Origin of the sequence: Pseudomonas sp. NFACC04-2 (assembly GCF_900119265.1) — a bacterium.
Classification (GTDB): Bacteria; Pseudomonadota; Gammaproteobacteria; order Pseudomonadales; family Pseudomonadaceae; genus Aquipseudomonas; species Aquipseudomonas fluorescens_AA.
Genome location: NZ_FPJC01000040.1, coordinates 1 through 23,317, shown reverse-complemented (window position 1 = coordinate 23,317; position 23,317 = coordinate 1). Strand labels below are relative to the sequence as shown.

At 64.7% G+C, this 23,317-nt stretch carries 5 protein-coding genes; 2 read left to right on the top strand and 3 right to left on the bottom strand.

Annotation, left to right across the window (positions count from 1 at the left end; genetic code table 11):
• Positions 1-145: 145 nt before the first annotated feature.
• On the top strand, positions 146-1,795 hold the full coding sequence (locus BT125_RS27770; RefSeq protein WP_072412333.1) for a cyclic peptide export ABC transporter: 1,650 nt from the start codon (positions 146-148) through the stop codon (positions 1,793-1,795).
• Between the two features lie 104 nt (positions 1,796-1,899).
• Entirely contained in the window at positions 1,900-4,350 is a 2,451-nt protein-coding gene (locus BT125_RS27765; protein ID WP_072412331.1) for a TonB-dependent siderophore receptor, read from the top strand.
• 265 nt (positions 4,351-4,615) lie between these two features.
• On the opposite strand, the gene BT125_RS27760 is transcribed toward BT125_RS27765, so the two are convergent.
• From BT125_RS27760 to BT125_RS27750, 3 genes are all read right to left on the bottom strand, one after another.
• On the bottom strand, positions 4,616-5,578 hold the full coding sequence (locus BT125_RS27760) for an alpha/beta hydrolase (RefSeq protein WP_072412330.1): 963 nt from the start codon (positions 5,576-5,578) through the stop codon (positions 4,616-4,618).
• Positions 5,579-5,765: 187 nt separating this feature from the next.
• Positions 5,766-18,158: a non-ribosomal peptide synthase/polyketide synthase gene (locus BT125_RS27755; RefSeq protein WP_072412328.1), complete on the bottom strand. Its 12,393-nt coding sequence runs from the start codon at positions 18,156-18,158 to the stop codon at positions 5,766-5,768.
• Positions 18,158-23,317: non-ribosomal peptide synthetase (locus BT125_RS27750; RefSeq protein WP_139271821.1), on the bottom strand; the 5,160-nt coding region annotated here is incomplete at its 5' end. The genes BT125_RS27755 and BT125_RS27750, both read right to left, overlap by 1 nt.

Genomic DNA, 23,317 nt, shown 5'->3' with positions numbered 1-23,317 from the left:
CTCGGGCAATCAGGTGTTAAATCCCCTCCCCTACCAATCGTTCTACAGGTGGGCGCGCCCCAATCCAGCGTGCCGCCGTCCTCCAGCCCATGCGGTGAATGCCCCGCGATGGCCTTCGCCCTTTTCATCTAGCAGGGAAACCTCCATGAGCCAACCAAAACGCGGGGTGATCAATGAATTGTTCACCCTGCTCAAACCCTTCCGGCTGATTGTCATCGGCGCCATCCTGCTGGGCATGGTCGGTGGCCTGAGCGTGACCGTGCTGCTGGCGACCATCAACAAGGTGCTGCACGCCGAAGGCGGGCTGAGCCACACCGTGGTGGGCGTGTTCGCCGGGTTGTGCCTGCTGGCGCTGGTCAGCTCCATTTGCTCCGACATCGGCACCAACTACGTCGGCCAGAAGATCATCGCCAAACTTCGCAAGGAGCTGGGGGAAAAAGTCCTGTCGGCGCCCATCCAGCAGATCGAACGCTACCGCAGCCATCGCCTGATCCCGGTACTGACCCACGACGTCGACACCATCAGCGATTTCGCCTTCGCCTTCGCCCCCCTGGCCATTTCCCTGACCGTCACCCTCGGCTGCATGGGTTACCTGGCCATGCTGTCGTGGCCGATGTTCCTGATGATGGTCGTGGCGATTGTCATCGGCACCGTGGTCCAGTACATCGCCCGCGGTCGTGGGATCAAGGGCTTCATGGAGGCTCGCGATTCCGAGGACGAACTGCAGAAGCACTACAACGCCATCGCCGAAGGCGCCAAGGAACTGCGCATCCATCGCCCCCGTCGGCAACGCATGTTCGTCTCGGGCATCGAACACACCGCCGACAAGATCTGCGACACGCAGATCCGCTCGGTGAACATTTTCGTGATCGCCAAGACCTTCGGCTCGATGCTGTTCTTCGTGGTGATCGGCCTGGCCCTGGCCCTGCAATCGCTGTGGCCGAGCGCCGACAAGGCGGTGATGAGCGGTTTCGTGCTGGTGTTGCTGTACATGAAAGGCCCGCTGGAACACCTGATCGGCACCCTGCCGATCGTCAGCCGCGCCCAGATCGCCTTCCGCCGCATCGCCGAATTGTCGGAACAGTTTTCCTCCCCTGAACCGCACCTGTTACTCAACGACCAGGGCCAGCCGAAAACCCCGGTGCAGACCCTGGAGCTGAGCAATGTGGCCTACAGCTTCCCGGCGGTGGAAGGCGCCACGCCGTTCCGCCTGGGACCGGTGAACCTGAAGATCGACCAGGGCGACATCGTGTTCATCGTCGGTGAAAACGGTTGCGGCAAAACCACGCTGATCAAGCTGCTGCTGGGCCTGTACGCACCGCAGCAAGGAGAAATCCGCCTCAACGACCACGTCGTGACAGCCGTGACCCGCGACGATTATCGCCAGTTGTTCACGACGATTTTTGCCGATTACTACCTGTTCGACGACATCGTCCAGGGCGACACCCATATCCCGGACGACGCCAATAAATACCTGCAACGCCTGGAGATCGCCCACAAGGTCAGCGTGCGCGACGGCGCCTTCACCACCACCGACCTGTCCACCGGCCAGCGCAAGCGCCTGGCACTGGTCAATGCGTGGCTGGAAGAACGCCCGGTGCTGGTGTTCGACGAATGGGCCGCCGACCAGGACCCGACCTTCCGGCGGATTTTCTACACCGAGTTGCTGCCGGACCTCAAGCGCCTGGGCAAGACCATCATCGTGATTTCCCACGACGACCGTTACTTCGACGTGGCCGACCAATTGGTGCGCATGGAAGCCGGCCGGGTGATCACCGAACTGCAATCTGCGTAAATAATCACGATTCTCATTCTGGTTTTTTCTGGGTCGTGCGTCCTAATTAAGAATTGATGACAACTACACCCCTATTAAAACTAAAACCTGCAAGAGTGAAACACATGCCAGCAACTCCGGGGATTCCACGTTTTACCAAGGCACTGATCATGCGCCGCCTGCTGCAACCAGGCTTCAGCGCCAGCGCATTCAGCCTGGCCTTGGCCATGCCGTTCAGCGCACAGGTCCAGGCACAGGAAGTCGATCTCAACATTCCGGCGCAGTCGCTGGCGAGTGCCCTGCAGGCATTGAGCAATCAATCGAACATGCAAGTGCTCTACAGCGCCGATGATGTCCAGGGCCTGCGCAGCCAACCGGTCAGCGGCCGGTTGTCGCCGGCTCAAGCGTTGTCGCAGATGCTGGTGGGGACCGGCGTCATGTTCACCATCCAGGGCAACACGGTCAGCGTGCGCGCCAGGAAGGCCGGGGATTCGCTGGAACTGGGCGCCACGACCATCACCGGTAAATCCGCGGAATCCGCCTACGGCCCGGTGGACGGCTACGTCGCCACCCGCAGCGCCACCGGCACCAAGACCGACACGCCGATCCTGGAGATCCCGCAGACCATCAACGTGGTCACCGCCGAGCAGGTCGCCACCCAGGGCGCACGCAACCTGACCCAGGCCTTGCGCTACACGCCGGGCCTGAACACCGGCGGCTTCACCGACCGCAACGCCATCGCCGACGAAATCACCAGCCGGGGTTTCTCGCCCACGCCGCTGTACCTCGACGGTGCCTACCTGCCCTATGCCGGCAGCCTCGGCGGCGCGCCGCAAATCGACCCGTACACCCTGGAGCGCATCGAAGTGCTCAAGGGCCCCTCGTCGGTGCTGTACGGGCAGAACCAGCCCGGCGGCCTGATCAACATGGTCTCCAAGCGCCCGACCACGGAACAGCGCAGCCAGATCAAGCTGGGCGCGGGCAGCTACAACCGGGTCAACGGCGCGTTCGACACCAGCGGCCCGATCGACGACCAGAAAGAATTCAGCTACCGCGTCATTGGCGTGGCGAAAAAAGGCAACCAGCAGGTCGATCACACCCACAGCGAACGCATGCTGCTGGCACCGAGCCTGACCTGGGCGCCCAACGACGACACCTCGCTGACCGTGCTGGCGCAGATCCAGCGCGACGATGGCCTGGAGGACTACCAGGCGCTGCCGCGGATCGGTTCCCTGGAGCGCGGCCCCAACGGCCAGCGGATCGACCGTGACTTCTTCTCCGGCGACACGCGGTGGAACGACTACAAGCGTGATCAGTTCATCCTGGGCTACGACTTCAGCCACAACATCACCGATGACCTGAAATTCCGCTCCACTGCGCGTTATACCGATGTGCGCGACCAGTACCGGGGCTTCTACCTGCGCAGCTTCGTCACCACCGGTGGCGTCACTGACCAGACCCAGGCCAACCGCGTAAAACTCGACTGGCAACAGCACAACACCGCCTACACCGTCGATAACAACGTGGAGTACAAATTCAATACCGGCGCCCTGGAACACACCACCCTGACGGGCGTGGACTATCGGCATTTCAACCGTAAGTACGATGGCTACAACGCCTACAACGTCGCGCCAATCGACCTGTACGGCAATAACAACAACTACGACACCGGCAGCGTAACCCCAACGCTGGACACCAAGTGGGATAACACCGTTCGCCAGACCGGCGTCTACCTGCAAGACCAGATCAAGCTGGACAAGTGGATCCTGACCGTGGGCGGCCGCCAGGACTGGGCCGAAGTGGACAACAAGGACTTGCTGGCGGGCACCGTTTCCTCACTGCGCGACAACAAGTTCACCGGCCGGGTCGGCCTGACCTATGTCACCGATTTCGGCCTGGCGCCGTACATCAGCTACTCGGAATCCTTCCTGCCGACCACGGGCACGGACGCTAGCGGCGAAGCCTTCAAGCCGACCGAAGGCGAGCAATACGAAGTGGGTGTGAAGTACCAGCCGTTCGACAAGACGATGATTACCGCCTCGGTGTTCCAGATCAAACAGAAGAACCTGGTCACCGCCGACCCCGCCGATCCGCAGAACTCGATCCAGTCGGGCCAGGTGCGTTCACGGGGGGTTGAACTGGAAGTCAAATCCACCGTCGACAACATCGACGTCATGGCCGCCGCCACCTACCTCGACTCGTTCTACACCAAGGACAACTACGGCAACGAGGGCAACCGCAGCGAGCAACAGGCACCGTTCTCCGCCACGCTGTGGGTCGACTACCACTTCACCCAGGCCGTCCTCAATGGCCTGACCTTCGGTGCAGGCGCCCGCCACACCGGCCGCAAGCCGGGCGACGCGGCCAACTCGTTCGACGTACCAGCCTTCACCGTATTCGACACCACCATCAGCTATGACATGGGCAAGGCCACCTCGAGCCTGCGTGGCGTCACCACCAGCCTGAACGTGCAGAACGTCTTCGACCGCGAGTACGTGTCCCACTGCAACTACTCGTTCGGCTGCTACTACGGCCAGGAACGCGTGGCCTCGCTGGACGTGACCTACGACTTCTAAGCGACACCCCACAAAAAAACCGGGCCTGGCCCGGTTTTTTTGTGCCTGCCAATCCTGAAACCTCCCACAGAGGATGTGGGGCAGATGCAAATCCTGAAACCACCCCAACACAACTGTGGGAGCGGTGGCATGTGCAACCAAAACAACTGTGGGAGCGAGCTTGCTCGCGATGGCGGTGGATCAGCAAAATAATCTTGGCTGACACTCCGCTATCGCGAGCAAGCTCCCACAAGGGGTTGTGGTGCCTCAGGCAGTTTGTGGTATTTCAAGCGGTCAACGCAGTCCGCAAGGCTTGGCTCAATTGCCCGTACACCTCGTCAATCTCCGGCACCACGCTCTGCAAGCGCAGGTAGTCGTGAATCAGGCCGGTGTATTCGATCAGTTCCACGCTCACCCCCTGCTCCTGCAAACGCCGGGCGTAGGCGCGGCCTTCGTCGAGCAGCGGGTCATGGCCGGCCAGGGCGATCAGGGCCGGGGCCAGGTCTGGGCAACCGGGCGCCAGCAATGGCGAGAAACGCCAGTCCAGGCGATCGGTGGGCTCATTGGCGTAGTGCCGGTAGAACCACTCGAGGGTTTCGCTCTCCAGCAAGTAGCCTTCGCCGAACAGCTCGGTGGACGGGCTGCTGGTGGACGCATCGGTCACCGGGTAGCAGAGCAACTGAAAACACGGCTGGATCGCCAGGGCAGCGGGTTCCAGGGCCGCTTGCAGCGCCAGCACCGTCGCCAGTGTCGCGCCGACGCTGTCGCCGCCGAACGCCACGCGGCTGACGTCCAGGCCTTCGGCGCGGGCCTGCCGGGCCAGCCAGTCGAGGGCGTCGGCGCCGTCGTTCAGCGGGGTCGGGAAAGTGTGTTCCGGGGCCAGGCGATAGCCCACCGACAACACCGCGCACGGTGTCCGGGCGCAGAATTCGCGGCAGACGCCGTCGTGGGATGCCAGGCTGCCGACCACATAGCCGCCGCCGTGAAAGTACACCAGCACCGGCAGCGCCTGGGCCGAAGCCGTGGCGGGACGATACAGACGCAGCGCCAGCGTCGCGCCGTCACGGGCGGTGAATGCGTGAGCGGCGCACTGCACATCCGCCGGAGCGTCCCAGCGCAATTGCCCGGTGGTGCGCTCGAACGCCTCACGGGCCTGGGCTGGCGTCGACAGGTGAAACGGCCCGGGGCCGTCGACCTGGCTTTCTTCGGCCAGGTCGAGAAAGGCGTTGAGTTCCGGATGCAAGGACATCGCAGGGGGTTCCTTATGAAAAACCATGGGTAAAAGATGAGCCACTCGGACTCATGCAAAACCCTGTGGCGAGGGAGCTTGCTCCCGCTGGGTCGCGCAGCGGCCCCAAGCATTTTGTCTTGAAACAAAAATTCGGGCCTGCTGCGCAGTCCAGCGGGAGCAAGTTCCCTCGCCACAGGTGCAAGACTTAAGCCGCTTGCGCCACGCAGTGTTCGATCAACGCTTCGAGTTCCTCCTGGTACGCGCGCATCAAGCCCTCGACGGTCTCGGCACGATAGCGGCGGGTGCTGAAGATGCAGCGCAGCGCCAGTCGCCCGTCGTACACCTGCCCCACCACCTCCAGCCAGTTGCCCAGCGCGGCATGGGGGCTGTAGCAACTGCCGTAGCTTTCCGCCGCCGGCACCAGCAACGCCTTGTCGTCGAAGCTCTGGTCGAACTGCCCCAGGTAGTTGAACGTCACCCGTGCCTGGGGCGCGCGGCCCAGGGTGGCGGCCATCGGCTCGCCACTCATGTAGCGCAGCACGCCATAGCCCAATCCCTTGTTCGGCACCGCGGCCAACTGCCGTTGCACCGCCCGCACCGATGTGCCGATGTCGGCTTCATGGCTCGGGGTCAGGCGCACCGGGAACATGCTGGTGAACCAGCCCAGGCTGCGGCTCAGGTCGATGTCCTTGACCAGGTCCTCGCGCCCATGCCCCTCCAGTTGGATCAACACCGACGGCTGCTGGCTCCAGCGGCACAAGACCCGGCTCAGCGCCGCCAGCAACACGTCGTTGATCTGCGTCTGGTAGGCCGCCGGCACCTGTTTGAGCAACTGCTGGGTGTGCTGCTCCGACAGGCTCAAATGCGCCACCGACTGATACTGCACCTGGTTCTTGCCCCGCAGGTTGTCGCACGGCAACTCGCTGCCCGGCTGGTCGATCTGCTCCAGCCACCAGGCTTTTTCCGGCGCCGGATAGTCCCGCGCATAGGCTTGCAGGCCCTCGGCCCAGGCCCGGTAGCTGCTGGTGCGAATCGGCAGGTTCGGCGTCTGGCCGTCGCTGTAGGCCGCATAAGCCGTCTGCAAATCCTGCAGCAGCAAACGCCACGACACCGTGTCGATGACCAGGTGATGAATCACCATCAGCACGCGAATTTCACCGCTGCCCAGGGTCACATGCGCCGTGCGCCACACCGGCCCGTTGTGCACATCCAGGCTGCGTTGTACCTGCTCGGCGTACAACTCCAACTCGGCTTCATCGGCCACGCTGTGCTGCCACAGCAAAGGTTCGTTGGCCCACTGGGCCTGCATCTCCTCCAGCGCCTGGTAATGCTGCAGGTGGCGCCCGCCGACTTCACTGAAGCGCAGGCGCAAGGCATCGTGCTGCTGCATCATGCCGCGCAAGGCCAATTCCAGTGCCGTCAGGTTCAACCCTTGGCGGGCCCGCAGCATCAACGCCTGGTTGTAATGATGGGGTTCGCTCATGCGCTGGTCGAACCACCATTGCTGGATCGGAATCAGGTTGAACTGCCCTTCGGCGGCCACCTGGGTGACGTCCTCGACCGTCACGGCAAACGTGTTCGAACGCTGGTCGAAAATCGCCTCGATGGTCTGGCCGCGCATCAGGTCCCGCAGCTTGAGCTCCATCTTCAGCTCCCCATGGTTGCGCACCCGCGAGACCACTTGCAGGCTGAGGATCGAGTCACCGCCCAACTCGAAGAAATTGTCGGTAATGCCCACCCGTTCGACTTGCAACACATCAGCCCAGACCTCGGCCAACAGTTGCTCATCGCGGTTACGCCCCGGCACATACTCGGCGCCCTTGAACTCCGGCTCCGGCAAGGCCTGGCGATCGAGCTTGCCGTTCGGGGTGACCGGCAACGCCTCCAGGCAGATGACCTGGGCCGGCACCATGTAATCCGGCAATTGCGCCCGCAGCTCGGCCTTGAGCCGATCGCCGATAGCCACGCCATCGGGGGTGACCACGTAGCCAATCAGTTGCTTGCCCGAGGCACTGTCGCGGGCGATCACCAACGCATCACTGACGTCGTCCAGTTGCCGCAGGCTGGCCTCCACTTCTCCCAGTTCGATGCGGAAACCCCGCACCTTGATCTGGTGGTCGATACGGCCGACGTAATCGAGCACCCCATCGACGCGCTGGCGTACCAGGTCGCCGCTGCGGTACAGGCGATCGCCCGGCTGGCCAAACGGATCCGGCACGAAGCGCTCGGCACTCAGGTCCGGGCGGCGGTGATAACCACGGGCGATGCCCGCGCCACCGATGTACAACTCGCCGGCAATGCCTGGCGGCAACGGGTTGAGGTTGTCGTCCAGTACATACAAGGCGCGCTCCCCCACCGCACGCCCGATCGGCGCGTAGGCAGCTTCGCAACGTTCGCTGGCCGGCACCTTCCACAGCATCGGCGTGACCACGGTTTCAGTCGGGCCGTAGCCGTTGGTGAAGAATTGCGGACGCAACGCCGCCTTCACTTGCTCGAAGGTCTGATCCGGCACCGCATCGCCGCCGAAGCAGTACACTCGCACCGGCGGCGGTGCCAACTGGCTGTTGGCGGCGTATTCGGCCAGTTGCTTGAGGTAGGCCGGCGGGAAGCAGGCGATGGTAATGCCGTGGCGGTGCAAGGCGTCGAAGGTCTGCTCCGGCGTCCACAGCGCACCGTCGCGAATCACCAGGGTGCCGCCGCTGAACAGCGTGCTCAGCCAGCGTTCATGGGCGCCGTCGAAGGCGAACGACATGAAATGCAGTTCGCGAGTGTGTTCGTCCATGTCGTACAGCCCGGCGATGGCCTGGCAATGCATGCTCATCGGCCCGTGCGCCACGGCGACACCTTTGGGTCGACCGGTGGAGCCCGAGGTGTAGATCAGGTAGGCCAGGTTGCCGCCGAGCAAACCACTGTGGGGCGGCAAATCGCTGTAGCCGCGGCTGTCGAAACCGTCGATGGCCAGGCGCGCCAGACCGTCGAGATCCGGCAGGCGTGCCTGCACCCGGCTGTGGGTCAGCAACAGTGCCATGGCCGAATCTTCGATCATGAACGCCAGGCGCTCGGGTGGATAATCGATGTCCAGCGGCACATACGCAGAACCGCTTTTCATCACCGCCAGCAACGCCACGACCATGTCCACCGAACGCTCCAGGGCCACGCCGACCACCACTTCCGGGCCGGCGCCGAGTTCGATCAAGCGGTGGGCCAGGCAGTTGGCCCGGCGCTCCAGTTCGCCATAGTCCAGCGAGTCGTCGCCACACACCAGCGCCGTGGCCTGCGGACGCGACTGGGCATGCCGGCCAATCAGCTCCGGTAACAACTGCGCCTGATAGCAACCGTTCGGCGCCGCGCTCCATTGTGCGAAGGCCTGCCACTGTTCCAGCGACAAGCGCTGCAGGTTGCCCAGGCACACATGGGGCGCATCGATCATCGCTTCCAGGGTGTCTTCCAGGGTCCGGCGGATTCGCTCCACCGCGTCGACGCTGAAGGCATTACGCAGGAACAGGTACTCGATGGACAGCGTTTCACCCAGGTTGACCGCCAGGTCCATCGGGAAGTTGGTCACGTCATGATTGCGTGACTCGCCGAAGCTCAGGCCGGTGTCCTGCTGGTCGCCCAGGCGTTCGTCGATGGGGTAGTTCTCGAACACGATGATGCTGTCGAACAAGCCCTGCCCGCCCAGGCCCGACCAGCGCTGGATGTCCGCCAGTGGCGCATGGGAATGCTCACGCAGGTCCAGGTTGTAGGCCTGCAACTGTTGCAACCATTGATCCAGCGGCTGCTCGGGATCCAGGGTCTGGATCACCGGCAAGGTGTTGATGAACAGGCCGAGAATGTTGTCGGCGTTGACCAGCCCCGCCGGACGCCCGGCGACGGTGGCGCCGAAGACCACGGTGTTCTGCCCGGTGAAGCGTTGCAGCAACAGCAGCCACGCCCCTTGGATCAAGGTATTGGGGGTGATCTGCAAGGCGCGGCAGGCCTGTTGCAGGCGAGCGGTCTGTGCCACGTCCCAGCGCGAATACAGCGCCTCGTGCCCCGGCAGTGCCTCGACATGCCGCGGGAACATCGCCTGGTTGAGGGAAGTCGCCTGCTCCAAGGTGTCGAGGCGGCTGCGCCAGAAACGTTCCAGCGCGCCCTGGTCCTGGCGTTGCAGCCATTCGATGAACTCGCGGTAGCGACCATTGCGGCTGGGCACCTGCCCATGGGCGTAGAACTGCAACACCTCACCGAACAACCGCGAACTGCTCCAGCCGTCCATGAGGATGTGATGGCAGGTCCAGATCATCTGGTAGCGATCGTCTTCCAGGCGCAGCAGCAACACCCGTTGCAAAGGCGCGCGGCTCAGGTCGAAACCGGCCAGGTAGTCGGCGGTCGCCCGGGCGCTGATCGCCTGCTCGCTGATGTCCTGTCCACGCCAGTCTTCAATCTGCAACGGCAGCTCAACCTGGCGATGGACGATTTGCACTGGCGCGCTCAAGCCATCCTGCCAGTGGAAACTGGTGCGCAGGATGTCTTCGCGCTCGATCACCGACGTCCAGGCCTGGGCGAAACGCTCGGTGTCCAGGCCATGCACCGGCAGGCTGATCTGATTGATGTACAAGCCGGAGCTGTCGTCGGCCAGGGTGTGGAACAGCATGCCGTCCTGCATCGGCGACAGCGGATAGATGTCCTCCACCTGCGCCACGGGCACCGGCAGGCCATTGAGTTGCGCCTGGCTCAGGCGCGCCAGCGGGAAGTCCGAAGGTGTCAGGCCCAAGTGCCCGTCGGTGCAGCAGTGATCGATCAGTTGTTGCAACGCCACGGCGTAGGCATCGGCCAACCGCTGGAGCGTGGCCTCGTCGAAAACATCGCCACTGAAGGTCCAGTCGAGGGTCAACTGGCCGTTGAAGATCCGCCCGTCGATGGTCAGCCAGTTGCCCAGCGCCACGTCATCGCCGTGGCCTGCGCCACTGCCCTCTTCACTCGGCACGAACAGCGCCTGCTCATCGAAGCTCTGGTCGAACTGCCCCAGGTAATTGAAGGTGATGCGCGCTGGCGGCAGTTTTGCCAGGCGCTGCTGGACCGCTTCGGCACCCAGGTAACGCAGGACGCCGTAGCCCAGGCCCTTGTTCGGCACCGCCCGCAGTTGTTCCTTGATCCGCTTGATCGACTCGGCGGGGTCGCTGGCCGGCGTCAGCAACACCGGGAACAGGCTGGTGAACCAACCGACAGTACGACTCAGGTCGATGCCATCGAACAGTTCTTCGCGGCCATGACCTTCGAGTTGCACCAGGCAGGCCGGTTGCCCGGTCCATTGGCAGACCACTTGCGCCAGGGCGCTGAGCAGCAAATCGTTGACCTGGGTGCGATAGGCCGTCGGCGCCTGCTTGAGCAAACGCTGGGTCTGGGTGGCATCCAGGCGTGTGCTCACCGAACGGCCATGGGCCGCGGCCTGGCTGCCCTCGGGACGGGCCCGTGGCAACGGCGGCAGGGGCTGGTCCAGTTGCCCGACCCAGTAATCCAGTTCCTTGTTCAGGGTTTCGCTGTGGGCGTAGTCCTGCAACTGAGCGGCCCAGGCCTTGAACGCCGTGGACTTGCCCGGCAAGGCCGGCGCCTGGTTCGCCCGCAGTTGGCGGTAGACGTTTTGCAGGTCTTCCAGCAGCACCCGCCACGACACGCCGTCCATGACCAGGTGATGAATCGCCAGGTGCAGGCGCGAACTGCCGTCCTGCACCGCGATCAGGCTGCAGCGCAGCAACGGGCCGTGTTGCAGGTCGAGGCTGCGTTGGGCCTGGTCGGCGATGGCGATGATCTCGGCGGCGTCCTGCGCGGTGCGCTGCCAGATCTCCAGCGGCTGCTTATCCACGGCCTGATGGCTGGCGTGCCAGCGGCCATCGTCGGCCTCGGTGAACCGCAGGCGCAAGGCATCGTGATGCGCCACCACGTGCTGGAGGGCCTGTTGCAGGTGGGCGATGTCCAAGGGTTCGCGCGGGGTCAGCAGGACCGATTGGTTCCAGTGGTCGCGGTGCGGGATATCACTGGCGAAGAACCAATGCTGCATTGGCACCAACAGGCTGTCGCCGGTGACCGGGCCTTGGTCGATCACACCTTCATCGGTTGCTGTAGCGACCCGCGCCAGGGCCTGGATGTTCTGGTGCAGGAACAGGTCCTTGGGGGTCAGGCCGATGCCTTGGGCACGCGCCCGGCTGACCACCTGGATCGAGTTGATCGAGTCGCCACCCAGGGCGAAGAAGTTGTCGGCAGTGCCCACTCGCTCGACGCCGAGCACCCCTTGCCAGATCTCCACCAGTGCCCGCTCGATGGCGTTGACCGGTGCCGTGAAGGCTTCCTGGCGCTCGGCCAGGTCCGGTGCCGGTAGCGCCTTGCGGTCGAGTTTGCCGTTCGGGCTCAGCGGCATGTGTTCCAGGCGGGTCAGGTGCGTCGGCACCATGTGCTCCGGCAGGTTCAGGCGCAAATGGGCCAGCAGCGCTTCGCGCAACAACGGCCAATCGCTGGCCTCACCGGCCTGGGCGACCACGTAGCCGCTCAGCACCTTGCCGCTGCGGCTGTCCTGGGCCACCACCACCGCTTCTCGCACCGCTGCATGTTCAAGCAGGCGCGCTTCGATCTCACCCAATTCGATACGGAACCCGCGGACCTTCACCTGGTGGTCGATCCGACCGACGTAATCGATCACCCCGTCCGGGCGATAGCGCGCCAGGTCACCGGTGCGGTATAGCCGCTCGCCGGCCACGAACGGGCTGGCAACGAAACGCTCGGCGGTCAGTTCGGGACGGCGGTGATAACCGCGGGCCAGGCCCTGGCCGCTGAGGTACAGCTCGCCGTTGACGCCGCTCGGCACCGGGTTGAGTTCATCGTCGAGGATGTACGTCATCAGGTTGGCAATCGGCTCGCCAATCGGCACCGCATCGCGCCCTTCGTCGCGGCAGGTCCAATGGGTCACGTCGATGGCCGCTTCGGTGGGGCCGTACAGGTTATACAGCCCGGCATTGGGCAACTTGGCGAACACCTGCTGCTGGGCATCCACCGGCAGGGCTTCGCCGCTGCAGACGATGCGGGTCAGGCTGGTGCACCGGCTGACGTTGGCATCCAGCACGAACGCCTGCAGCATCGACGGCACGAAATGCAAGGTGGTGATGCTTTCCCGTTCGATCAGGCTGACCAGCTTCTGCGGATCGCGATGATCGCCCGGTGCCGCGACGACCAGGCGCACGCCGGTCATCAACGGCCAGAAGAACTCCCAGACCGACACGTCGAAACTGAACGGCGTCTTCTGCAAGACACTGTCGCCGGCCGCCAGGCCATAGGCCTGTTGCATCCAGCACAAGCGATTGGTCAGTGCGCCGTGGCTGTTGCCGGCGCCCTTGGGCTTGCCGGTGGAGCCGGAGGTGTAGATCACATAGGCCAGGTTTTGGGCGACGGCCCGGGCAGGCGGATTGTCGGTGGAATGGTCACGCAACCAGTCGTCGTCCCCATCCAGCAGCAACGTGGTGACACCGTCCCCTCCTGTGGGAGCGAGCTTGTTCGCGATGAGGCCCTCACCTTCAACATCAATATTGACTGAACCACCGCTATCGCGAGCAAGCTCGCTCCCACAGGTCAGCAGCAGCTCGATGCCGCTGTCCTCGATCATGTAGGCCAGGCGCTCCGGCGGGTATTCCGGGTCCAACGGCACGTAGGCGCCACCGGCCTTGAGGATCGCCAGCAGCCCGACCACCATTTCCACGCTGCGCTGCACCGAGATACCTACCAGCACATCCGGGCCGACACCGCGCTCGATCAAGGCGTGGGCCAACCGGTTGGCCCGGGCGTTGAGCTGGGCATAGCTCAGCGACTGCCCTTCGAACACCAGTGCCTCGGCGTGGGGATCACGCTCGACCTGGGCTTCGATCAAATGATGGACCGGGAGATGGTTCGGGTAGTCGGCGTAGGTGCGGTTCCAGTCCTCGACGATCAGGCGCCGCTGCGCCCCGTCCAGCATCGGCAGCTCGGCGATGCGCTGGGTCGGGTTGGCGACGATGGCGCGCAACAGGTTCAGCCAGTGCTCACCCAGGCGGGCGATGGTGCTCGGCCCGAACAGGTCGCTGGCGTAAGTCAGCGCGGCACTGAGGCCATCGGCGTACTCGAAGGTGTCCAGGGTCAGGTCGAACTGCGCGGTGCCCGAGTCCCAGGTCAGTTGCTCCAGGCTCAGGCCCGGCAACGCCGACAGGTCCCGGCGGGCATCGCTGGCATGGTTGAACATCACCTGGAACAGTGGCGTGTGGCTCAGGTTGCGCGCCGGTTCCAGCCGCTCCACCAGTTGCTCGAACGGCAGGTCCTGGTGGGCCTGGGCGCCGAGGGCCCGTTGCTTGACCTGACCGAGCAACTGGTCGAATCGCAGGTTGCCGTCGATATCGGCCTTGAGCACCTGGGTGTTGACGAAGAAGCCCAGCAGACGCTCGGTTTCCACCCGGTTGCGGTTGGCGATCGGCACGCCGACGCGGATGTCGTCCTGGCCGCTGTAGCGGTGCAGCAAGGTCTGGAAGCCGGCGAGCAAGAGCATGAACAACGTGCTGTTGTGCTGCTGGGCCAAGCGCTTGAGGCCTTCGGCCAGGGCCGGTTCGATGACGATGGGCAACCGTGCGCCGCGATAGCTTTGCTGGGCCGGACGCGGATGGTCGGTCGGCAGTTCGAGAATCGGTTGCTCGCCGCCCAACTGCTCGATCCAGTAGTCGAGTTGCCGCTGCTGCTCCCCCGCCGCCAGCCACTGCCGCTGCCAGTGGCCGTAGTCGACGTACTGGATCGGCAGCGGCGCCAGCGTCACCGGCTGGCCCTGACTGAAACCTGTGTACAACTGCAGCAGGTCGTCGACCATGATCTGCATCGACCAGGCATCGGACACGATGTGGTGCTGGGTCAGGATCAGCACATGGTCCTCGGCGCCCAGTTGCAGCCACTTGACCCGCAGCAACGGACCGCGCTGCAAATCGAACAGTTGCCGGGTTTCGGCTTCGATCAAGCCGCGCAAGGTACGCTCATCGACGCCGGCTTCGAGCGATTCCACCGCCAGGGTCAGCGGCGCTGGTTCGTCAATCACCTGCAGAGGACGCTCATTGTCGAGCACGAAGCGGGTACGCAGGCTCTCGTGACGCGCCACCAGTGCATCGAAGCTCTGTTGCAGTGCGGCACGGTCGAGGGCGCCGCGTAAACGCAGGGCTGCCGGAATATGGTAGGCACTGCTGGTGGGTTCCAGTTGCCAGAGGAACCACTGCCGTTGCTGGGCGAACGAGAGCGCCAGCGGCTGGTCGCGAGGAATGCGTGGGATGCCCGGCTCATCGTGCGCCGATACCGCGCCCATGGCCTCGACAAACGCTCGCAGGCTGTTATGGGCAAACAACAGGCGCAACGGCACCTGGATATTCAGTTGCTGGCGAATCCGCGACATCACCTGGGTGGCGAGCAAGGAATGGCCGCCCAGTTCGAAGAAACTGTCGTCCAGGCCCACCCGCGGCACCTTGAGGATATCGGCCCAGATCGTCGCCACCGCCTGCTGCACGGGTGTCTGCGGCGCAACATAGGTTTTCTGCCACTGGCTGGCATCGGGCTTGGGCAACTGCTTGCGATCCAGCTTGCCGTTGGGTGTCAACGGAAAACGTGGCAACAATACAATGTGGGCCGGCACCATGTAGTCGGGCAGGTTGACCTTGAGCCGGGCCGTGAGGCTGTCGCGCAGGGCGCTCTGGGCGGCGGCATCCAGGTCATTCAGTTCGACGGTTGGAACGATGTACGCCACCAACGCCTGGCCGCCCGGTGCCTCCTGGGCCAGCACCGTCGCTTCGCGCACGCTGTCCTGTTCCAGCAGGCGCGCTTCGATTTCTCCCAACTCGATGCGGAACCCGCGAATCTTCACCTGATGGTCGATGCGCCCGAGATATTCAAGGATGCCGTCGGCCCGCTGGCGCGCCAGGTCACCGGTGCGATACAGGCGCTCGCCGGCGACAAACGGATGGGGCACGAAACGTTCGGCGGTCAGCGCCGGACGCTGGAAATAACCGCGGGCCAGACCCTGCCCGCCAATCAGCAATTCACCGGCCACGCCATAGGGTACCGGCATCAGGTCGGCGCCGACGATGTACAGCGTCGTATTGTCGATGGGCCCGCCCAGCCAGGGTTGCGCGGCCTGGGTTTGCAACGGGTGCAAGGCCGACCAGATGGTGGTTTCCGTCGGGCCGTATAGGTTCCACACTTCACCGCCGAGGGCGAGCATGCGCACGGCCAGTTCCTGGGGCAGCGCCTCGCCACCGCACAAGCATTTGCAGCCGCGCAGCCCGTCGGCGTTTTCGTTGTCCAGCAACATGCGCCAGGTCGACGGCGTGGCCTGCACCACGTTGACCTGCTCGGCCGCGATCAGCGCCAACACCGCGTACGGGTCCTGGGCGACGTGCTGGCCGGTCAGCACGATGCACGCGCCGACCATCAGCGGCACGTAGATTTCCAGGCCGAAAATATCGAACGAGAACGTGGTCAGCGACAACGCCCGGTCCCGGGCCGTCATGCCCGGCGCCTGGGCCATGCTCGCGACGAAGTTGGTCAGCGCGCCGTGGCGCACCATCACACCCTTGGGCTTGCCGGTGGAGCCGGAGGTATAGATCGCGTAGGCCAGGTGCTCCGCATCCAGGCGCGGTGCCGGCGCCTCGCAGGCATAGCCGTCGAGCCAGTCACCCTCCTGGTCCAACACCAAAGTATTCACACCACCACAGGACAGCGATAACTGGTCGAGCAGCGAACTTTGGGTCAGCAACAGCTCGATGCCACTGTCTTCGATCATGTAGGCCAGGCGGTCGTGGGGGAACGCCGGGTCCAGCGGCAGGTAGGCGCCGCCGGCCTTGAGGATCGCCAGCAGCCCCACCAGCATGTGCGCGCTACGTTCCACGGCAATGCCCACCAGGGCATCAGGCCCCACGCCGAGGCTCTGCAGCTTCCCCGCCAACTGATTGGCCCGGGCATTGAGTTGGCCGTAGCTCCAGCGCTCGCCGTCGATGACCAGCGCCGGCGCGTCCGGGGTGCGCGCCGCTTGTCTTTCGAACAGTTGATGAGCAAAACCCGCCTCGGGCGCCGGCGTCGGGGTGCGCTGGCCGTTGTCGAGCTGGGCCTGGCGCTCGGCCGCGTCGAGCAACGGCAATTCACCGATGCGCTGCGCCGGGTCGGCCACGATCGCCCGCAACAGGTTCTGCCAATGCCCGCCCATGCGCGCAATCGTCTCGGCGCCAAACAGGTCGGTGGCATAGATCAGCCCTGCCGAAAGCCCTTCACTGTGCTCCACGGTTTCCAGGGTCAGGTCGAATTGCGCCGTGTGCGAATCCCAGCGCAGTTCCTCGACTTTCAACGCTCCGACCGGCCCCTCGCCCGCCGGGCCTTGGGTCCGGTGGTTGAACATCACTTGGAACAGCGGGCTGTGGCTCAGGTTGCGCTCAGGCTGCAACGCCTCGACCAGTTGCTCGAACGGCAGCTCCTGGTGAGCCTGGGCGCCCAGGGCTGTCTGCTTCACTTGTTGCAGCAAGGCGCCAAACGAATCCTGGCTCTGGACATCGCTGTCCAGTACCTGGGTGTTGACGAAAAAGCCGATCAGGCGCTCGGTCTCGACCCGGTTGCGGTTGGCCGTCGGCACGCCGACGCGAATATCGTTCTGGCCGCTGTAGCGATGCAGCAGCGCCTGGAACGAGGCCAGCAGGAGCATGAACAGGCTGACGCCTTCGCGCTGGGCCATGTGCTTGAGATCGCCGGCCAGTGCCGCGTCGATGGCCAGTTCCAGCCGCGCGCCGCGATAGCTCATCACCGTCGGACGCGGGAAGTCGGTCGGCAGTTCCAGCACCGGTTGCTGGCCGCCCAGGCGTGCGGTCCAGTATTCCAACTGACGCTCGCGCTCGCCCGCTTCCATCCAGTGCCGCTGCCAGATGGCGTAGTCGGTGTACTGGATCGGCAGCGCCGGCAATTGCGGCGCGCGGCCCTGGCTGAAGGCGGCGTAGCCGTTGACCAGTTCCTCGACCATCACCTGCATCGACCAGCCATCGGCCACGATGTGGTGCAAGGTCACGATCAGCACATGATCATCCGCCGCCAACCGCAGCAGGCGCGTGCGCAGCAGCGGCCCCTGTTGCAGGTCGAAGAGTTGGCGGGTTTCCCCTTCGATCAACTGGCGCAGCTGCGTCTCGTCCGGCAACTGTTCCAAGGTGTCTGCCTGCAAACGCACTGGCGCCGCCGCATGCACCTGCTGCAGCACCTGCTCGCCATGGGTCTGGAAGGTGGTGCGCAGGCTCTCGTGCCGGGCCACCAACGCGGTGAAACTCTGCTCCAGCGCAGCGATGTCCAGCGGCCCGCGCAAGCGCAGGGCCGTGGGCATGTGGTAGGCCGCGCTCTCGGGGTCCAACTGCCACAGGAACCATTGGCGCTCCTGGGCAAACGACAACGACAGTGTGTCGAACTCGGCACTGACAGGCGGGATCGGCAAGTTCGCCGGGGAAACGTTCTCTTCGAGCATCTTCTGCAAGTACAAGCGACGTTTTTCCAGCGGCAGCGTTATGAAGCGCCTGGCAATACGTTGTGCGACAGCGGTGTCCATCAAACCTCCTCAAATTCATCGAGCAGCGCTTCAAGCTTGCTCAATTTCGACGTACTCATGGGTTCGCCGGCAGGCTCGAGTTGCGCCACGAACGCGCCGAGTACCGGGAATTGGAAAATCAGTTGCGGGGTCAAGGTCAGGCCCAGTTCCAGTTGCAGGCGCGAGACCACGCTCACCACCAGCAGCGAATGCCCGCCCAGCTCGAAGAAATCGTCGCCCAGCCCGACCTGCTCGACCTTGAGCACGTCTTGCCAGATGGCCGCGACCCGGCATTCGAGGTCGCTCTGCGGTGCCAGGTATGCCGGCTGCAGGGCACGGGTGTCCGGTGCCGGCAAGGCCTTGCGATCGAGCTTGCCGTTGGGGGTCAGCGGCAAGCGGTCGAGGAAGACCCAATGGGTCGGCACCATGAAGTCCGGCACCTGGGCCGCCAGTCGCGCCTTGAGCCGCTCGCCCAGGCTGCCCTGGTCGAGAGGGCTGTCCTGGCCGACCAGATAGGCCACCAGGTTCGGTCCGCTCACGTCGTCCCGCGCCAGCACCACCGCATCGCGCACATCGGCATCGGCCTGCAGGCGCGCTTCGATTTCCCCCAGTTCGATACGCAGGCCACGGATCTTCACCTGGTGGTCGATCCGGCCGAGGTACTCGATCACCCCGTCGGCGCCATAACGGGCCAGGTCACCGGTGCGATACAGGCGGCCGCCCGGGGTTGGCGCGAACGGATCGGGAATGAAGCGCTCGGCACTCAGTGCCGGGCGTTGGTGGTAACCACGGGCCAGGGAATCACCGGCGATGTGCAACTCGCCGACGGCGCCCACGGCGCAAGGCTGTAGCGCCGCGTCCAGCACGTAGGTGCGCACGTTATCGATGGGACGGCCAATGGCGATGATCCGCTCGGCGTCGTCTTCGCTGCCGCGCAGCACGGCATGGCTGCTGGTGTCGATGGTCGCTTCGGTCGGGCCGTACAGGTTGCGCAGTTCGCCATCGAACAGCGCCATGACCTGGCGCGACAGGTGCACGCTGAGGGCTTCACCACCGCACAGCAGCAGGCGCAGGGAGGCCAGTTGCGCGCGGGTCGCCAGTGGCAGCAAGGCCTGCAACAGCGAGGGCGCCATTTGCAGCACGCTGATGCGCCACCGCGCCACGTCGGCCCAGAGGGTGGTCAGGTCGAGGTTCAGGTGCGGGCTGGCGAGCACCAGTTGCGCGCCGCTCATCAACGGCAGCCAGAACTCCCAGACCGAGGCATCGAAACTGATCGCGGTTTTTTGCAGGACGCGGTCGGCGGCCGTCAGTTTCAGGCAACCTTGCATCCACGCCATGTGGTTGCTCAGGGCGGCATGACGAAGGGTCACGCCCTTGGGCTTGCCGGTGGAGCCAGAGGTGTAGATCACATAAGCGAGGTGATCGCCGTCGATGGCCACGCCAGGGTCGCGCTCGCTGTAGCCGGCCAGCCATTGCCCGGGCTGATCCAACAGCAACGCGGCCACGGCAGCGTCGCCGAACAGCGGCAGCACATCGGTCTCGGTGAGCAGCAAGGCGATGCCGCTGTCCTCGACCATGTACGCCAGGCGATCCCGGGGATAGGCCGGGTCCAGTGGCACGTAGGCGCCGCCGGCCTTGAGCACCGCCAGCAAACCGACCACCATCTGTACGCTGCGCGACAGCGCCAGGCCCACCAGCACGTCGGGGCCGATGCCGCGTTCGATCAAGCCATGGGCCAGGCGATTGGCCCGGGCATTGAGCTGGGCGTAGGTGAGCGTCTCCTGCTCGCTGACCAGGGCAACCGCGTCGGGTGTGCTTCGGGCCTGGGCCTCGATCCATTGATGGACCGGGCGCCGAGGCGGCTCCACCACCGAGGTGGCGTTCCAGTCGTGCAACAGCCTGTCGCGGGCCACCGTATCCAGCAATTGGATGTCGCCCACGTAACCGCCGGCCGGCAGGCTCACCATCTGCGCGAGCACGTGTGCCACCTGCTCAGCCAGGCGCTCGACGGTGTGTGTAGGGAAAGCAGCATGGGCATAGGTGAAGTGCAGGCTCAGGATGTCAGTTAGATTGACGGCCAGGGTCAACGGGAAATTAGTCTGTTCCTGGCTGGCCACGCTGCCGAAGCTCAACCCCGAGGGCGCCTGCTCTTGCAGGGCCTGGGACACGGGGTAGTTTTCGAACACCAGTAAGGTGTCGAACAAACCGTCACCGCCCTGCCCGGCCCAGCGCTGGATCTCGAACAGCGGCGTGTGCTCGTGCTCGCGCAAGGCCACGTTCTGGCCCTGGAGCTGTTGCAGCAGCGCGCTCACCGCTTGCTCCGGGCGCGGGCTGGCGATCACCGGCAAGGTGTTGATGAACAGGCCGATCTGCTGCTCGACCCCCTTGAGCTCGCTTGGACGCCCCGACACGGTGGCGCCGAAGGCCACGGTGGCGTGCCCGGTGTAGTGCTGCAGCAGCAACAGCCAGGTCGCCTGGACGACGGTGTTGAGAGTAACTTTCTGCTGGCGGGCGAACTCGCTCAGGCGTTGGGTCTGCTGGGGCGTCAGGTCGTGATAGTGGCTGGCGTGGCTGCTTTCCAATGCCGATTGCGGCGGAGCAACACGGGTCTCGGCCAGACGGGTCGGCGCCTCCAGGCTGTGCAATTGCGCCAGCCAGAAGCTTTCGCTGGCCTGGGCGTCGCGGCCTTGCAGCCAGGCGATGTAGTCCCGATACCGCCCGGCCCGGCGTGGCAGGGCCTGACCGTCGTAGCGTTGCAGCACCTCGCCGAGCAACTGCGAGTTGCTCCAGCCGTCCATCAGGATGTGATGATGGGTGTAGATCAGGTGATATCGCTGCTCCGCGGTGCGCACCAGCACCAGGCGCAGCAACGGTGCGCAGGCCAGGTCGAAACCCTGCTCGCGCTCGGCGTCCGCCAGGTCGGCCAGGGCCTGGCCGACATCGACGCGGGTGCTCCAGTCCAGCGAGGTGAACGGCACGCGCACCTGCTTGTGCACCACTTGCACCGGGCGCTCGCTGCCCTGCCAGATAAAACTGCTGCGCAGGCTGTCATGGGCATCCACCGCCGCTTGCCAGGCCGCCTCGAAACGCCGTGGGTCGAGGCCTTCGATGTCCAGGCACATCTGGTTGATGTACTGGCCGCTGCCCGCTTCGTACAGGCTGTGGAACAACATGCCCTGCTGCATCGGCGCCAGCGGGTAAAGGTCTTCCACCCCGCGCGCCGACAGCGCCAGGCCATCGAGTTGTGCCTGGGTCAGGCCGGCCAGGGGGAAATCCGCCGGCGTCATGCCCTGGTTCGTCGGGTCGCAGCAATGGGCGATCAACAGCGCCAGCTCACGGGCGTAGTCATCGGCCAAGCCCTGGATGGTCGCCGGTTCGAACTGTTGCGCACTGAACGTCCAGCCCAACCGCAGCGCGCCATCGAACACCTGGCCGTTGAGCGTGAGCCAATTGCCCAGGGTAGTCAGCGGGCTTTGCTCGTCACCGGCGCTTTCGCTGGCCGGGCTGAACAAGGCGCCTTGGGCCTGATCGAAACTGCCGTCGAACTGGCCGAGGTAGTTGAAGGTGATGCGCGGCACCGGCAACGCCTCCAGGGCCGCCCGACTGGCGTCGTCGCCCAGGTAACGCAGGGCACCGAAGCCCACGCCTTTGTCGGGAATCGTCCGCAGCCCTTGCTTGATCGACTTGATCGAATCCGCCAGTTCCACGGCCGGCGACAACCGGACCGGGAACAGGCTGGTGAACCACCCCACCGTGCGCGTCAGGTCGACATTGGCGAACAGCTCTTCGCGGCCATGGCCTTCGAGCTGGAGCAACAGGCTGTCGTGGCCGGTCCAGCGGCAGATCACCCGGGCCAGGGCTGTGAGCAGCAGGTCGTTGACCTGGGTGCGATAGGCCGCTGGCGCCTCTTGCAGCAACTGCCGGGTCAAGTGCGCATCCAGTCGCGTGTGAACGGTGACGGCCTCGCGGTTTTGCCCGGTCGCTTCGGGGTCGAGGCACGGCAGGTCGGTCGGTGCGTCGTGCAGTTGCCCTTGCCAGTAGGCCAATTGCTGCTGCAGTTGCGCACTACGCGCATGGGCCTGCAACTGCTCGGCAAACACCTTGACCGAACTGGTCTTGGCTGGCAGTTGCAGCGCTTGGCCGGCGAGCAGCTGCCGGTAGGCGGTTTGCAGGTCGTCGAACAGAATCCGCCACGACACGCCGTCCACCGCCAGGTGATGAACCACCAGCAACAGGCGCTGGCTACCATCGGCCAAGGTCGCCAGGACGCCGCGCAACAGCGGTCCGGCGTGCAGGTCGAGGCTGCGCTGGGCCCGATTGGCGAGGGTTTCCAGCGCCCTGGCATCGACCACCTCACGCTGCCACAGCAGACCCTTGCCCGCCCAAGCCTGTTGTTGCGCCCCCACCTCACGGTGCTCGGCGCGCCAACCTTCGGCGGTTTCATTAAAGGACAAACGCAAGGCGTCGTGGTGCAAAACCAACGCCTGCAAGGCCTGCTCCACCACGGACGCTTGCAACGGGCTGGCCGGTTTCAGCAACACCGACTGGTTGTAGTGGTGACGCTCGGGAATCGCCTCGGCGAAAAACGCCTGCTGGATCGGCAGCAGCGGCGTCGACCCTTGGCTCGGCGCCTGATCGATAACCTGCTCCTGCCCACCGGTCTGGGCGACGCTCGCCAGCGCCTGCACGGTCTGGTGCTGGAACAAGTCCTTGGGGGTAAAGCGGATGCCCGCCTGACGGGCGCGGCTGACCACCTGGATGGAGACAATCGAGTCGCCGCCCAGCTCGAAGAAGTTATCGCTCAGACCAACCCGTTCGACCTTGAGCACGTCCTGCCAAATCGCCGCGAGCTGTTGCTCCAGCTCACTTCGCGGCGCCACGTAGTCCTGCTGGACCTGGCTGGCATCGGCGGGCGGCAAGGCCTTGCGGTCGAGCTTGCCGTTGGCGGTCAGTGGCCATTGCTCGAGGAACAGCAGGTGCGTCGGCACCATGTAGTCCGGCAGGTCGGCCTTGAGCTGGGCCTTGATCTGCTCGCGCAGGCCGGCGGTGTCCTCGGTAGCGTGTGTCGGAATCACGTAACCCACTAGTTGCTGGCCGCTCGGCCCTTCCTGGGCCAATACCAGCGCTTCGCGCACCGACGCCAGGGCGTTCAGGCGCGCTTCGATTTCGCCCAGTTCGAT